This is a genomic window from Burkholderia catarinensis (assembly GCF_001883705.2).
GTDB lineage: Bacteria > Pseudomonadota > Gammaproteobacteria > Burkholderiales > Burkholderiaceae > Burkholderia > Burkholderia catarinensis.
This window is the reverse complement of record NZ_MDEQ02000022.1, coordinates 23,052-36,855: the sequence shown is the minus strand read 5'-3', so window position 1 is coordinate 36,855 and position 13,804 is coordinate 23,052. Positions and strand designations below refer to the sequence as shown.

The 13,804-nt window shown below is 67.5% G+C and carries 14 protein-coding genes; 13 read left to right on the top strand and 1 reads right to left on the bottom strand.

What is annotated here, in order from left to right:
- The first annotated feature begins 46 nt into the window (after positions 1 to 46).
- The 13 genes from BFF94_RS28405 to BFF94_RS28345 all read left to right on the top strand — a co-directional run bounded on the left by BFF94_RS28405 (position 47) and on the right by BFF94_RS28345 (position 12,822).
- Complete coding sequence (locus BFF94_RS28405) at positions 47 to 751, top strand: SDR family oxidoreductase (RefSeq protein ID WP_128841742.1); 705 nt, start codon at positions 47 to 49, stop codon at positions 749 to 751.
- Between the two features lie 653 nt (positions 752 to 1,404).
- Positions 1,405 to 2,682, top strand: coding sequence for an epoxide hydrolase family protein (locus BFF94_RS28400; protein WP_128841741.1), 1,278 nt, complete (start codon positions 1,405 to 1,407; stop codon positions 2,680 to 2,682).
- Between the two features lie 57 nt (positions 2,683 to 2,739).
- A complete protein-coding gene (locus BFF94_RS28395) occupies positions 2,740 to 2,910 on the top strand; it encodes a hypothetical protein (RefSeq protein WP_158061895.1) in 171 nt (56 codons plus the stop codon).
- Positions 2,911 to 3,165: 255 nt separating this feature from the next.
- Positions 3,166 to 4,209 carry an alpha/beta fold hydrolase gene (locus BFF94_RS28390; RefSeq protein ID WP_128841739.1) on the top strand — a complete coding sequence of 348 codons (1,044 nt, stop codon included), beginning with the start codon at positions 3,166 to 3,168 and terminating at the stop codon, positions 4,207 to 4,209.
- A complete protein-coding gene (locus BFF94_RS28385; protein WP_128841738.1) occupies positions 4,209 to 4,745 on the top strand; it encodes a cytochrome P460 family protein in 537 nt (178 codons plus the stop codon). Before BFF94_RS28390 ends, BFF94_RS28385 begins: the two co-directional genes overlap by 1 nt.
- Positions 4,746 to 5,027: 282 nt before the next feature.
- Positions 5,028 to 5,372 carry a DUF4148 domain-containing protein gene (locus BFF94_RS28380; protein ID WP_128841737.1) on the top strand — a complete coding sequence of 115 codons (345 nt, stop codon included), beginning with the start codon at positions 5,028 to 5,030 and terminating at the stop codon, positions 5,370 to 5,372.
- 84 nt (positions 5,373 to 5,456) lie between these two features.
- Positions 5,457 to 6,248 (top strand): alpha/beta fold hydrolase, encoded by a 792-nt coding sequence (locus tag BFF94_RS28375; RefSeq protein WP_128841736.1) that lies wholly within the window; start codon positions 5,457 to 5,459, stop codon positions 6,246 to 6,248.
- Positions 6,249 to 6,330: 82 nt separating this feature from the next.
- Positions 6,331 to 7,731 (top strand): amidase family protein, encoded by a 1,401-nt coding sequence (locus BFF94_RS28370; RefSeq protein ID WP_128841735.1) that lies wholly within the window; start codon positions 6,331 to 6,333, stop codon positions 7,729 to 7,731.
- A gap of 379 nt (positions 7,732 to 8,110) precedes the next feature.
- Positions 8,111 to 8,581: a rhodanese-like domain-containing protein gene (locus tag BFF94_RS28365; RefSeq protein ID WP_128841734.1), complete on the top strand. Its 471-nt coding sequence runs from the start codon at positions 8,111 to 8,113 to the stop codon at positions 8,579 to 8,581.
- 28 nt (positions 8,582 to 8,609) lie between these two features.
- On the top strand, positions 8,610 to 9,548 hold the full coding sequence (epsC, locus tag BFF94_RS28360; protein ID WP_128841733.1) for a serine O-acetyltransferase EpsC: 939 nt from the start codon (positions 8,610 to 8,612) through the stop codon (positions 9,546 to 9,548).
- 8 nt (positions 9,549 to 9,556) lie between these two features.
- Positions 9,557 to 9,778, top strand: a complete 222-nt coding sequence (locus BFF94_RS28355) for a helix-turn-helix domain-containing protein (RefSeq protein ID WP_128841732.1) — start codon at positions 9,557 to 9,559, stop codon at positions 9,776 to 9,778.
- 136 nt (positions 9,779 to 9,914) lie between these two features.
- Entirely contained in the window at positions 9,915 to 10,847 is a 933-nt protein-coding gene (locus BFF94_RS28350) for a family 2A encapsulin nanocompartment shell protein (protein WP_006479760.1), read from the top strand.
- Positions 10,822 to 12,822: a family 2A encapsulin nanocompartment cargo protein cysteine desulfurase gene (locus BFF94_RS28345; protein ID WP_219140104.1), complete on the top strand. Its 2,001-nt coding sequence runs from the start codon at positions 10,822 to 10,824 to the stop codon at positions 12,820 to 12,822. The genes BFF94_RS28350 and BFF94_RS28345 overlap by 26 nt, the downstream gene beginning before the upstream one ends.
- 58 nt (positions 12,823 to 12,880) lie before the next feature.
- On the opposite strand, the gene BFF94_RS28340 is transcribed toward BFF94_RS28345, so the two are convergent.
- Positions 12,881 to 13,774, bottom strand: a complete 894-nt coding sequence (locus BFF94_RS28340; protein WP_128842711.1) for an amino acid kinase family protein — start codon at positions 13,772 to 13,774, stop codon at positions 12,881 to 12,883.
- Between the last annotated feature and the right edge of the window lie 30 nt (positions 13,775 to 13,804).

Genomic DNA, 13,804 nt, shown 5'->3' with positions numbered 1-13,804 from the left:
CCGAATGGCGGCTGCGCGGCGGCAGGATTCGAACGAGGAGCAGATCGTGACTGTAGAAAAAGTGGCGTTGATCACGGCGGCGGGCAAGGGCATGGGCGCGGCGATCGCGCGCGAACTGGCGACGACGGGCTATCGCGTCGCGCTGATGTCGCCGTCGGGCAGCGCGGTGGCGCTCGGCGAGGAGCTCGGCGGGTTCGGCATCCAGGGCTCGGTGACGGAAGAAGCCGATATCGACCGGCTCGTGCAGGAAACGGTCGCGCGCTACGGCCGGATCGACGCGGTCGTGAACAACACCGGGCATCCGCCGAAGGGCGAGCTGCTGGCGATCACCGACGACAACTGGCACGCGGGGCTCGACCTGATCCTGCTGAACGTGGTGCGCGTGATGCGGCGCGTGACGCCGATTTTCCAGCAGCAGGGCGGCGGCGCGGTGGTCAACATCTCGAGCTTCGCGGCGGACGCGCCCGAGCAGCCGATGCCCGTGTCGTCGGCGCTGCGTGCGGCGCTGAGCGCGTGGACGCGCCTGTACGCGGAACGCTATGCGACCGAGAACATCCGGATGAACGCGGTGCTGCCGGGCTTCATCGACAGCTGGCCGGAAACGCCGGAGATCGTCGCGCGCATTCCGGCCGGCCGCTTCGGCAAGACCGGCGAGATCGCGAAAACGGTCGCGTTCCTGCTGTCGGACGGCGCGGGCTATATCACCGGGCAGAACATTCGCGTCGACGGCGCGATCGTCAAGGCGCTCTGAGCGTCATACCGGCGGGCGGCGGCGCGGGCCGCCTAGCGGTGGAATGTCCGTTCGCGCACCACCGCAGGCGCGTGGTTTCCTTCTTCGCCAGATGCTTGTCCCGAAGTCTGCGTCGATCTTTTCGAATCTCGTCTTCCGGGTTTCGTGTCGTAACCGTGCGCGCCCACGGCCCTGGCTTCCCGGCAGGCTGATCAACCGCCGCTTGTAGCGATGCCGTGATGGCCGTACCACGGGCGGGTGATATCACCCGCCCGTGTTAATTATTCCGGCCATGTGATATCGCTTGGCCCCGTGAGGCCGAAATGGATCCGCTCTCAGGCGACATACCGTGGCGCCAGCAGCGGATATTCCGCGATCCGATCGACACATCGAACCCGCAGCTATGCTCAGGCTGTGCCGGAACGGATTCGAAGACCTTTTCGGTCCCGAGATCTAGTTTCGCGGCGGATGCACTCGAGCGGCCGATGCTGGTGTCGTTGCACCGTGCTCGCCGTCCATCGGCTACAAACGCGTACAAATCAGACAAATTCCGGATACATCAGACCTTTCAAATGGGCGACGCCGCGTGACCCGGGCGCGCCCGATTGAAAGCCACGGCGCGGTCCCGCGCGCGGCATGTTCACTTTCCACTTCACGAAAGGAGATGCCGAACGATGTCTTCCACACCGTTTTCCCCGATGCGTCGCCACCTGCTGGCCACTTCCGTGGCCGCCGGGGTCTCGGCGATGCTGCCCACCGCGCTGCATGCCGCGACCGGTGCCAGCGGCATACGCCCGTTCACCGCGCATATTCCCGATGAAGCCGTCGCCGACCTGCGCCGCCGCATCGCGGCCACGCGCTGGCCGGGCCGCGAGACCGTCGCCGACGAATCGCAGGGCGTGCGGCTCGCGCGCATGCAGGCGCTGCTGGGCTACTGGGGCACCGACTACGACTGGCGCAAGGGCGAGGCGCGCCTGAACGGTTTCCCGATGTTCATCACCGAAATCGACGGGCTCGACATTCACTTCATCCACGTGCGCTCGCGGCACGCGAACGCGATGCCGATGATCATGACGCACGGCTGGCCCGGTTCGATCTTCGAGCTGCTGAAGGCGATCGGCCCGCTGACCGACCCGACCGCGCACGGCGCGAGCGCGGACGATGCGTTCCATGTCGTCGTGCCGTCGTTGCCGGGCTTCGGTTTCTCGGGCCGGCCGACGAAGACCGGCTGGGGTTCCGACCACATCGCACGCGCATGGGGCGAGCTGATGGCGCGGCTCGGCTACACGCGCTTCGTGTCCCAAGGCGGCGACTGCGGCTCGGTGATCTCGCACCGGATGGCGATTCAGCGCGTGCAGGGTCTGGCCGGGATTCACGTGAACATGCCGGCGACGGTGCCGCCGGATATCGCGACGCTGCTCCAGATCGATGCGCCCGCGCCGGCTTCGCTGTCGCCGAAGGAGAAGGCCGCATACGAGAAGCTCGCGACGTTCTATCGCGACAACTGCGGCTACTCGGCGATGATGGTCACGCGTCCGCAGACGGTCGGCTATGCGCTCGCCGATTCGCCGTCCGGGCAGGCCGCATGGATGTACGACAAGATCTCGCAGTGGACGTATAGCGGCGGCGTGCCCGAACGCTCGATTCCGCGCGACGAGATTCTCGACGACATCTCGCTGTACTGGCTGACGAACACCGCGACGTCGTCCGCGCAGATCTACTGGGAAGATCACTCGAACAACTTCAACGCGGTGGATATCTCGTTGCCGGCCGCGATCACGGTGTTTCCGGGCGAGATCTACCAGGCGCCGCGCAGCTGGGCCGAGCGCAGTTATCACAACCTGATCTACTTCAACGAAGTCGACAAGGGCGGCCATTTCGCGGCATGGGAAGTGCCGGAACTGTTTGCTCGTGAAGTGCGTGCCGGGTTCCGGCCGTTGCGTCGCGCGTAAGCGGGGAATGACGGGGAACACGGGCCGGCGTGGTGCGCGGCGCGTGTTCGTTTCGACGTGACCGCGCTCAACGCCTGCGCGAACCGCTGGTCCGCCGGATACGCGACATTGAACCGGCAATACCTGGACGGACGATCGGCCCGCGGTGCAAACATCGCGCCGGGCGTGCAGCTCGCGGGCTGCTACGTCGCAGTGCTCGGCGTGCGCGCGATCGTCACGCTGTTCTGATGCACCGGCGCGCGGGGTGCGTGTGCCGCGCGGCTGCTCGAAAGCATCGTTTCCCGCCTGATTTTTGAATCGCTGTGTGTCGTGTTCGCACACCGATACGTTGAGATACAAAGCCTCCGGATGGTTCGGATATAAAACCGGTGAAGCGATTCACACGGCGGCGCAGTGCCATGCGCTGCCGCTGCGAACGGCGACACCCGAATGGCCGCACGTGCCGCGGGCCCTTCCTTAGCGATCGACAATGGAGAACGAGTCATGCCTGATACCGTGAACACCCGCCGCCGCCTGATCCTGGGCACGACGCTGGCGAGCCTGAGTCTTGCCGACCTCGGGTTCAGCACCCTGGCGCAAGCGCAGCCGGCGCCCGATACATCGACTGCGACGCGCGCGGCCGGCGTCGCGTCGCTGGGCACGATCCACCAGATCGACGCGGGCGTGCTCAACGTCGGGTATGCCGACCTCGGGCCGAAGAACGGCCCCGTCGTGTTCCTGCTGCACGGCTGGCCGTACGACATCTACAGCTACGCGGACGTCGCGCCGCTGCTCACGGCGGCCGGTTATCGCGTGATCGTGCCGTACCTGCGCGGCTACGGCTCGACGACGTTCCGCTCGGCCGACACGCTGCGCAACGGCCAGCAGGCGGTGACGGCTGTCGACATCGTCGCGCTGATGGATGCGCTGAAGATCGACAGTGCGGTGTTCGGCGGCTACGACTGGGGCGCACGCACGGCCGACGTCATCGCGGCGCTGTGGCCGCAGCGCGTGAAGGCGCTGGTGTCGGTGAGCGGCTACCTGATCGGCAGCCAGCAGGCGAATAGCAAGCCGCTGCCGCCGCAGGCCGAACTCCAGTGGTGGTATCAGTTCTACTTCTCGACCGAGCGCGGCGCGCTCGGCTACGCGGAGAACCGCGATGCGTTCAACAAGCTGATCTGGCAGCTCGCGTCGCCGAAGTGGCAGTTCTCCGACGAGACCTATACGCGCAGCGCCGCGGCGTTCCAGAATCCCGACCACGTGGCCGTCGTGATCCACAACTATCGCTGGCGCCTCGGTCTCGCGAAGGGCGAAGCGAAATACGACGACATCGAGCGGCGGCTCGCGGCCGGCCCGGCCATCACCGTCCCGACGATCACGATGGAAGGCGATGCGAACGGCGCGCCGCATCCGGCACCGGCCGCGTACGCGAAGAAGTTTACCGGCAAGTACCAGCACCGGACGATCACCGGCGGCATCGGCCACAACCTGCCGCAGGAAGCGCCGCAGGCGTTCGCAGATGCGATCCTGCAAGTGGAGCATCTGTGATGCGGGCGGATATCGGTGTTGTGCGTCACGGCGCGCGCCGTGCGCTCGTCGCGGGCGTGTTGCTGGCCGGCGCGCTGTCGGCCAGCGGCCCGGCCGCGTTCGCGGAGCAGCCGAAGCCGGCCGCGTCGCCGATCTACGGCGTGACGATCCCGCCCGGCTACCGGAAATGGGAAATGGTCGCGCCGGCCGAGGAAGCGGCGCCGCTCGACGAATTGCGCGTGGTGCTCGGCAATCCCGTCGCGATGCGTGCGCTCGAAAAGTCGACGCTGCCGTTTCCGGACGGCACGATCCTCGTGAAGCTCGCGTACAAGCGCAAGCAGTCGGACGAGTTCCCGTCGGCGACCGTGCCGGGCCAGGCGACCACCGTGCAGGTGATGGTGAAGGATTCGCGTCGCTATGCGTCGACGGGCGGCTGGGGCTTCGGGCGCTTCATCAACGGCGTGCCGGCCGATATCGGCCAGCATCAGACCTGCTTTGCGTGTCACCAGGCGCGGGTGAAGAACCACGACTTTGTGTTCACGCGGTTGGCGCCGTGACGTGATGTGACATCGCGTGATGGGTGAAACGAAAGGCGTGCCGTGCGAGGCACGCCTTTTTTGTAGTGTTTTTTGCGGCGGCTAACGCATCGGCACGCGGGTTTGTATCGCACTGTATCTGCGGCGGTTCCGGAAAAACTGGCATGCAGAAAGCACCGGTTCCGGAAACATGCCGGATACGTGAGCGGGTTCTACTGTCGACATGCAGGAAACGTTCGATGCCAGACATCTGGATCGGATACCGAATGATCGACAGACCCACTTCCTTCAAGGAGAACACTCATGAAAGCCGCTCGAATCCTCGCCGTTGCCGTCCTCGCTTCGATCCCCGCATTGTCGTTCGCCGATACCGGCCACGGCCTCACGCGTGCCGACGTGCGTGCCGACCTCGTCCGGCTCGAGAAGGCCGGCTACAGCCCGGCCAGCAGCGAAGCCAATTACCCGGACGATATCGCTGCCGCAGAGAACGCCGTCGCCGCGCAGCAGGTCGCGCGTTCCGACCAGAACGGCCCGTCGAAGTCGCAAGGCGACAACGTGGCCGACGCGTCGGCGCCTGCCGGCCATCGCGATGCGGCGCAGTCGCGTGTCGCACGGAACGCCGCCGATGACCTGTACGCCCATTCGTGATCCGGTGCCGCGCCTGCCGCATGCGGGCGCGGCTGCCACTACAGCACTTTATTTGAACAACACGACAGAGTAAGGAGCATGACGATGGCCGGTTTGATGAAACGGGTTCTGGTATCCGCCGCGGTGATCGGCGGGCTGTTCGGCGCGGTCGCGGCGCAGGCCGCGCCGAAGGACGACCTGAAGGGCACGAATGTCGTGCTCGTGCACGGCGCGTTCGCCGACGGGTCGAGCTGGAACCGCGTGATTCCGCTGCTCGAGGCGCGCGGGCTGCACGTGGTGTCGGTACAGAATCCGCTGAGCTCGCTCGCCGACGATGCGGCCGCGACGAAGCGCACGATCGACGAGCAGAAGGGGCCCGTCGTGCTGGTGGGCCATTCGTGGGCCGGCGTCGTGATCAGCGATGCGGGCAACGACGACAAGGTGAAGTCGCTCGTGTACGTCGCGGCGTTCGCGCCCGACAACGGCCAGTCGATCGCCGATGTCACGCAGGGGCTGCCGGCACCGTCATGGGCCGGCGAGCTGCGCAAGGACGCGGGCGGTTTCGCACGGCTGTCGGACAAGGCGATCGCGCAGGATTTCGCGCCGGACCTGCCGCCCGCGCAGCAGCGCATCGTTGCCGCGACCCAGGGGCCGTGGTATAGCGGTTGCATCTCGGAGAAGGTCACGCAGGCCGCCTGGCATGCGAAGCCGTCGACGTTCGTCGTCGCGACGCAGGACCGGATGATCGATCCGAAGCTGCAGGAAGCGATGGCGAAGCGGATCGGCGCGACGGTCACGCGCGTGAACGGCAGCCACGTCTCGATGCTGAGCCAGCCGAAGGCCGTGGCCGACGCGATCATCGCGGCCGCGGAGCGCGCGAAGCAGGATACGCAGTGAGCGAACGCGGCGCCGCGTCTTCGCGTCGCCGATGACGCGCGGCGCCGTGAGTGATTGTGATGTCCTTCCACAAGGAGAAGTCATGACGGAACTCTGGCAACTGTCGGCAACCGAACTCGCGAAGCGCGTGCGTCAACGTGAAGTGTCGGCGCGCGAAGTGGCTGACGCCGTGCTCGATCGTCTCGACGCGGTGAATCCGGCGATCAACGCGGTGATCGAACACCGCCCCGACGACGTGCGGCGGCAGGCCGACGAAGTCGACCGCGCGATCGCGCGCGGCGACGATCCGGGCCCGCTCGCGGGCGTGCCGGTGACCGTGAAGATCAACGTCGATCAGGCCGGCTTTGCGACGACCAACGGTACGCGCCTGCAGGAGAACCTGATCGCGAGCGCCGACAGCCCGGTGGTCGGCAACATCCGAAAAGCCGGCGGAATCCTGCTTGGTCGCACCAATTCGCCGACGTTCGCGCTGCGCTGGTTCACGTCGAATCTCGTGCACGGCCATACGTACAATCCGCGTAATCGGTCGCTGACGCCGGGCGGATCGAGCGGCGGCGCGGCGGCTGCCGTGGCCGCCGGGATCGGCCCGCTCGCGGTCGGCACCGACATCGGCGGCTCGGTGCGTTACCCGGCCTACGCGTGCGGCGTGCATGGGATTCGGCCGTCGCTTGGGCGTGTGCCGGCGTTCAACGCATCGTCGCCCGAGCGTGCGATCGGCGCGCAACTGATGTCGACGGCGGGGCCGATCGCACGCACGATCGACGATCTTTCGCTCGCGCTGCGTGCGTTCGCCGCGCCTGACCCGCGCGATCCGTGGCACGTTGCAGTGCCGTTCGACGGGCGCGACGTGCTGAAGCGCGTGGCGCTGTGCGTGCGTCCGGGCGGATTGCAGGTCGTGCCCGAAGTCGAGGCCGCGTTGCGCGATGCCGCACGCCGGCTCGTCGATGCGGGCTGGACCGTCGACGAGATCGACGATACGCCGCCGATGCGCGAAGCCGCGCTGCTGCAGGAACAGCTTTGGCTGGGCGACGGTTTCGATGCATTGGCGAATGCGGTGGCCAGCGATGGCGATCCGGGTGCGGCTGCGGTGATCGCCGCCGTGCGCGGCAAGGTGCGCGATCTGCCGGCTGACGTGATCAGCCGCGCGCTTGTCCGGCGCACGACGCTGACGCGACAGTGGCGGCTGTTTCTCGACGAATATCCGGTCTTGCTGCTGCCCGTGTCGTCGGAATTGCCGTTTCCCGACGATCTCGACCGGCAGGAGCCGGGCGGCTTCGAGCGCGTGTGGGAAGCGCAGCTCACGTTGCGCGCGCTGCCCGCGATGGGGCTGCCGGGGCTGGCCGTGACGACTTCGCTCGTGAACGGCGTGCCGGTGGGCGTGCAGGTAGTGGCCGCGCATCACCGCGAGGATCTGTGTTTGCGCGCGGGGCGCGATATCGAAGCGCGCGGCGTGCCGGTGGCGCCGGTCGATCCGGTGGCTTGATGTGCTGACGGGCGCATGCATCGGCGTTGCCGCAGGGCAGCGCCGATGCATCGCGCCATCCATTCCATTTCGGATTCCATGACAACGCGCGGTACGCCGCGTTGATCGTCTCCCGCCTTTCCTTCCAGAACGAACCCTTCGATGCATGACATCGAACGGTCATCGTCCCGTATTTCCTGCCCGCCAACGACCGCGCATCGATAGCGCGCGTCTGCTATTGCATTCCCCGCGCCGCTGATTAGGAAATGAATTTTTATTGGTTCTGCTGGCCCGGCTGCACTCGCATAGTGGCGCTGACGGCTATAGACAGCACGCAAGCTGCAACGGCCGCATTCCCGGTGTTTTTGTTCATACGAATCTGCGAAAACAAGGAAGTGTCATGACGGTTGGACTGGAAGAACGAACCGCTGCGCAGCAGGCGCTCGAAGACGCGCGCGCGGCAGCCGCGGCGGCCGGCAAGCCCTACGCGGGCGGCGTCGCGCCGGAAGCTGCGTGGGCGCTGTTCTCGGCCGGCGATGCGTTGCTGGTGGACGTACGCACCGCCGAGGAACGGAAATTCGTCGGCCACGTGCCGGAGTCGCTGCATGTGCCGTGGGCGACCGGCACGAGCCTGACGCGCAACCCGCGCTTCGTGCGCGAACTGGAAGCGAAGACCGGCAAGGAGGCCGTCGTGTTGCTGTTGTGCCGCAGCGGCAACCGGTCGGCGCTGGCGGCCGAAGCCGCGGCGAAGGGCGGTTTCACGCAGGTATTCAACGTGCTCGAAGGCTTCGAGGGCGACCTCGACGAACGGCAGCATCGCGGCAGTCGCAACGGTTGGCGCCTTCGCGGCCTGCCGTGGGCGCAGGACTGATACACGGCCGATACGGGGAGAAAGCATCATGGCCGCATTCGATATCGACGACATCGTTCAATCGCTGCAGACCGTGCGCCGCGCATGGCGCGAGAAGCAGCGTCGCTCGCTCGAACCGGGCGGGCGCGACCTGCCGGCGCGCGAGGCGCTCGCGCAGATCGTCGGCGCGCTGAAGGGCGTGCTGTTCCCGATGAGGCTCGGGCCACCCGATTTGCGGCAGGAGAGCGAGAACTTCCACGTGGCCCATGCGCTCGACGCGGCGCTGAATGCGCTGCTCGCGCAGGTGATGCTCGAGTTGCGCTACACCGCGCGCCAGCGTCACCCCGACGGGCCGATCGAGACCGTCGACGCAGTCGCGTCGACGGCCGTGCAGGCGTTCGCCGCGCGATTGCCGGAGATTCGCCGGCTGCTCGACAGCGACGTGCTGGCCGCCTTTCACGGCGATCCGGCGGCCGGCAGCGTCGACGAAGTGCTGCTGTGCTACCCGGGCATCCTCGCGATGATCCACCACCGGCTCGCGCACGAACTGTACGGGCTCGGCCTGCCGCTGCTCGCGCGGATCATCGCCGAGCAGGCGCATGCGGAGACGGGCATCGACATTCATCCGGGCGCGCGCATCGGCGCGGGTTTCTTCATCGATCACGGCACGGGTGTCGTGATCGGCGAGACGGCGATCATCGGCGAGCGCGTGCGCGTGTACCAGGCCGTCACGCTCGGCGCGAAGCGCTTCCCGCGCGATGCGGCCGGCCACCTGGAGAAAGGGCTCGCGCGCCATCCGGTCGTCGAGGACGATGTGGTGATCTATGCGGGCGCAACGATCCTCGGCCGCGTGACGATCGGGCACGGCGCGGTGATCGGCGGCAACGTGTGGCTCACGCAGGACGTGCCGGCCGGCGCGAACGTCACGCAGGCCGTGCTGCGCAGCGAAGCGAACGCCGCGCCGCGCGCGGCGGCGCCGGTCGCCTAGGAGGCGCGATGAGCGACCTCATCCATCACTTCGGCGCCAACGTGCGCAAGCTGCGCGAAGCGCGCACGTGGTCGCAGGAGCAGCTTGCCGAGCATGCGGGGCTGAACCGCTCGTATGTCGGCGAGATCGAGCGCGGCGAGGCGATCGCGTCGATCGTCACGGCCGACAAGATCGCGCGCGCGTTCGACGTGTCGATCTCGATGTTGCTGCCGGGTGTGTACGCCACCTGAGGCCGCCTCGCATTCTTTCCCCTTCGGTTGCATGGCATGACGGCTATAGCATGTTGAGCCGGCAGGTGGGTGCTTCCGATAATCACCGAGCGTCATAAGCAATCCCGTTTTTCTTCTTAAGAACCCGGAGCCACACATGTCGACCGTTGCAAGCGGCACGGCCGCGCTGAGCGATCACGCCGCCCGCCAACTAGCGAACGCTACCAAGACCGTCCCCCAGCTTTCCACGATCACGCCGCGCTGGCTGACCCATCTGCTGCAATGGGTGCCGGTCGAGGCCGGCATCTATCGCCTGAACCAGGTGAAGAACCCGGAAGCGGTGCGCGCCGCATGCACGCAGCTCGAGGACGAGAGCGTGCTGCCGCAGACCTTCGTGCCGTACGAGGAACAGCCGCGCGAATACTTCCTGAACGCGGTGAGCACGGTGCTCGACGTGCATACGCGCATCTCCGATCTTTACAGCAGTCCTCACGACCAGATCAAGGAACAGCTGCGCCTGACGATCGAGACGATCAAGGAACTGCAGGAAAGCCAGCTGATCAACAACCCCGACTACGGGCTGCTGGCGAACGTGACCGACGAACAGCGGATCTTCCCGCTGACGGGCGCACCGACGCCGGACGATCTCGACGAGCTGCTGACCAAGGTGTGGAAGGAACCCGCGTTCTTCCTCACGCACCCGCTCGCGATCGCCGCGTTCGGCCGCGAATGCACGCGGCGCGGCGTGCCGCCGCCGACGGTCAGCCTGTTCGGCTCGCAGTTCCTCACGTGGCGCGGCATTCCGCTGATCCCGTCGGACAAGGTGCCGGTCGCGGACGGCAAGACCAAGATCCTGCTGCTGCGCGTCGGCGACAAGCGGCAGGGCGTCGTCGGCCTGTATCAGCCGGGCGTCGCGGGCGAGCAGGGGCCGGGCCTGTCGGTGCGCTTCATGGGGATCAACAACCAGGCGATCGCGTCGTACCTGATCTCGCTGTATTGCTCGCTCGCGGTCCATTCGCCGGATGCGCTGGCTGTCCTCGATGACGTCGAAATCGCCAAGTTCCATGACTATCCCGACACCTACCGTTAATCCCGGCGCAGCCGGCGGCGACGCACACGCGCTGCCGCACGCGCCGCTGCCGGCAGGCTTGCCCGACCCCGCGACGCTCGCACGGCTCGCGTCCGAGTTCTTCTCGACGCCGCCCGGGCAGGCCACCGCGCCCGGGCTGTCGGCGGGCAGCGGCGCGGCCGGCGGTGTGCCGTCGGCACTGCCGGCTGCCGCGCCGATCCTCGCATCGATCGGCAACCCGGTGCCGGGCGGCTCGCCGCTTGCGGGCCCGGGCGGTGCCGGTACCGGCGTGCCCGGTCTCGCGCTCCCGCAAGGGAAGGCGGCCGGCACGAACCTCGCGCCGGCCGCGCCGACGCACGTGCTGTCGCTCGGCAACCGCGCACCCGCGCTCGCGCCGCATGCGGCCGCGCAGAACGGGCTGCCCGACAACGCCGTGTCGATCGCGCCCGCGCTCGAACCGCGGATCGGCGGCGCGGCGCTCGGCGTGCCGCAGGTGAATGCGGCGGCACCGGAAGGCGCGGCGAAGGCGTCGCCGTATTACTTCACCGACGGGTCGCTGCAGCGTTGGCAGGCGACGCCGCAGGACATCGTCGTGCCGTCGAACGGCCTTGCGTCGCCGGAAGCGTTCGGGCTGCCGGGCGACGACGCGCTGCGCGAGTTGCTCGCCTTGCATCGCGACGTGCCGGTGTCGCGCGAATCGGGAGCCGACGTGCCGCGCTATTTCATCGACGATGCGCACGCAGCCGAGCCGCAAGACCAGCCGTATCGCAGTGCGCACCCGCCGTTCGATGTGAACGCGATCCGCCGCGATTTCCCGATCCTGCGGGAGCGCGTGAACGGCAAGCAGCTGGTCTGGTTCGACAACGCGGCGACGACGCACAAGCCGCAGGCCGTGATCGACCGCCTCGCGTATTTCTATGCGCACGAGAACTCGAATATCCACCGGGCCGCGCACGCACTGGCCGGCCGCGCGACGGATGCATACGAGCATGCGCGGGAAACGGTGCAGCGCTTCATCGGCGCCGCGTCGCCCGACGAGATCGTATTCGTGCGCGGCACGACCGAGGCGATCAACCTGATCGCGAAGACGTGGGGCGTGCAGAACGTCGGCGAAGGCGACGAGATCGTCGTGTCGCATCTCGAGCATCACGCGAACATCGTGCCGTGGCAGCAGCTTGCCGCGCAGAAGGGGGCGAAGCTGCGCGTGATTCCGGTCGACGATTCGGGGCAGGTGCTGCTCGACGAATACCGGAAGCTGCTCAACGACCGCACGAAGATCGTGTCCGTCACGCAGGTGTCGAACGCGCTCGGCACGGTCGTGCCGGTGAAGGAGATCGTCGAGCTCGCGCATCGCGCGGGCGCGAAGGCGCTCGTCGACGGCGCGCAGTCGATCTCGCACATGCGCGTCGACGTGCAGGCGCTCGATGCGGATTTCTTCGTGTTCTCCGGGCACAAGATCTACGGGCCGACGGGGATCGGCGTCGTGTACGGCAAGCGCGCGATCCTCGACGACATGCCGCCGTGGCAGGGCGGCGGCAACATGATCGCAGACGTGACGTTCGAGCGCACGGTGTTCCAGCCGCCGCCGAACCGCTTCGAGGCCGGCACCGGCAACATCGCGGATGCGGTGGGGCTAGGCGCTGCGCTCGACTACGTGAGCCGCGTCGGCATCGAGAACATCGCGCGCTACGAGCACGACCTGCTCACGTATGCGACGAGCGTGCTCGCGCCGGTGCCGGGCGTGCGGCTCGTCGGCACCGCGCGCGACAAGGCCAGCGTGCTGTCGTTCGTGCTGAAGGGCTATGAGACCGAGGAAGTGGGGCAGGCGCTGAACGAAGAGGGCATCGCGGTGCGCTCGGGGCATCACTGCGCGCAGCCGATCCTGCGGCGTTTCGGGCTCGAGGCGACGGTGCGGCCGTCGCTCGCGTTCTACAACACATGTGACGAGGTCGATGCGCTCGTCCGTGTCGTGCGGCGTCTCGCGTCGCGGCGCTGACGTCGTTCGCTTGCGGCGGCCGTGGCAGGCCCGCTGCAAGCGATTTTCCGTCATCCGGTCAGAAACGCACGACCGGCTTTTGCTCGACGCTGAAGCCGTCGCGCAGCACGCACGCGAAATCGGCGAAGTAGCGGCGTGTTTCCGACAGCAGGTCGGCATTGCCGCGACGGCAGAACACCACGCCCGACCCTTCCTCCGTCAGCAGTTCGTCGATCAGCGATTCGGGTTGGCCGATATCGGCGAGATGCACGTTCTGCACGCCGTGCGCGAGCGCGTCGAGCGCTTCCCGCACGCAGCGCGCGGCATCGGCGGCCGGATGCTCGGCGAGCCATTGCTCGAGTTCGGTGATGCCGTACAGCCCGGCGAGCTCGCCGAGTTCATGCAGCAATGCGCTGTCGACCATCATCGCCAGCGTGACGGCGCTGGTGCGCTGCGCGAGGAGGCTGCCGAGCCGTTCCGGCTGCAGCAGGCGGTCATGGCCTGCGTCGTCCGGTGCGACCGGCATCACGACGGGCACCAGTCCGTTTTCGAGAAACGCATTCAATGCGGCGCCGTCGAACCGCGCGATCGCGCTCGTGTTCGCGCGGTCGGATTCCGCGCTGGCGACCAGCAGGCCGCCGTCATGACCGTCGATGCCGATCGCCTTGGCGCCGTGGCTGCCGATCAGGCGCACCAGTTCGTGATTGATGCCGGCCATTGCTGCGTGCACGGTGTGGACCGATTGCGTACCGGGCGTGGTCGGTACGCTCTGGACGACGACCGGACGAATGCCGGTGAGCGCGAGCAGCGCGACATCCTGCGCGAAGGCCTGGCGAGTGCGCGTGTCGCTCGCGGCGCCGCCATCGACGATGACGACGGTCTGCCCGTGCAGGGCCTGCATGAACGGCAACGAGCGAGCCAGGCCGGTCACGCGCCGTGACGTGAGCGTGGAACTATCAGGGTCTGGGAACATGGGAATCCGAAGGGATGAAGGGAGTGCCTG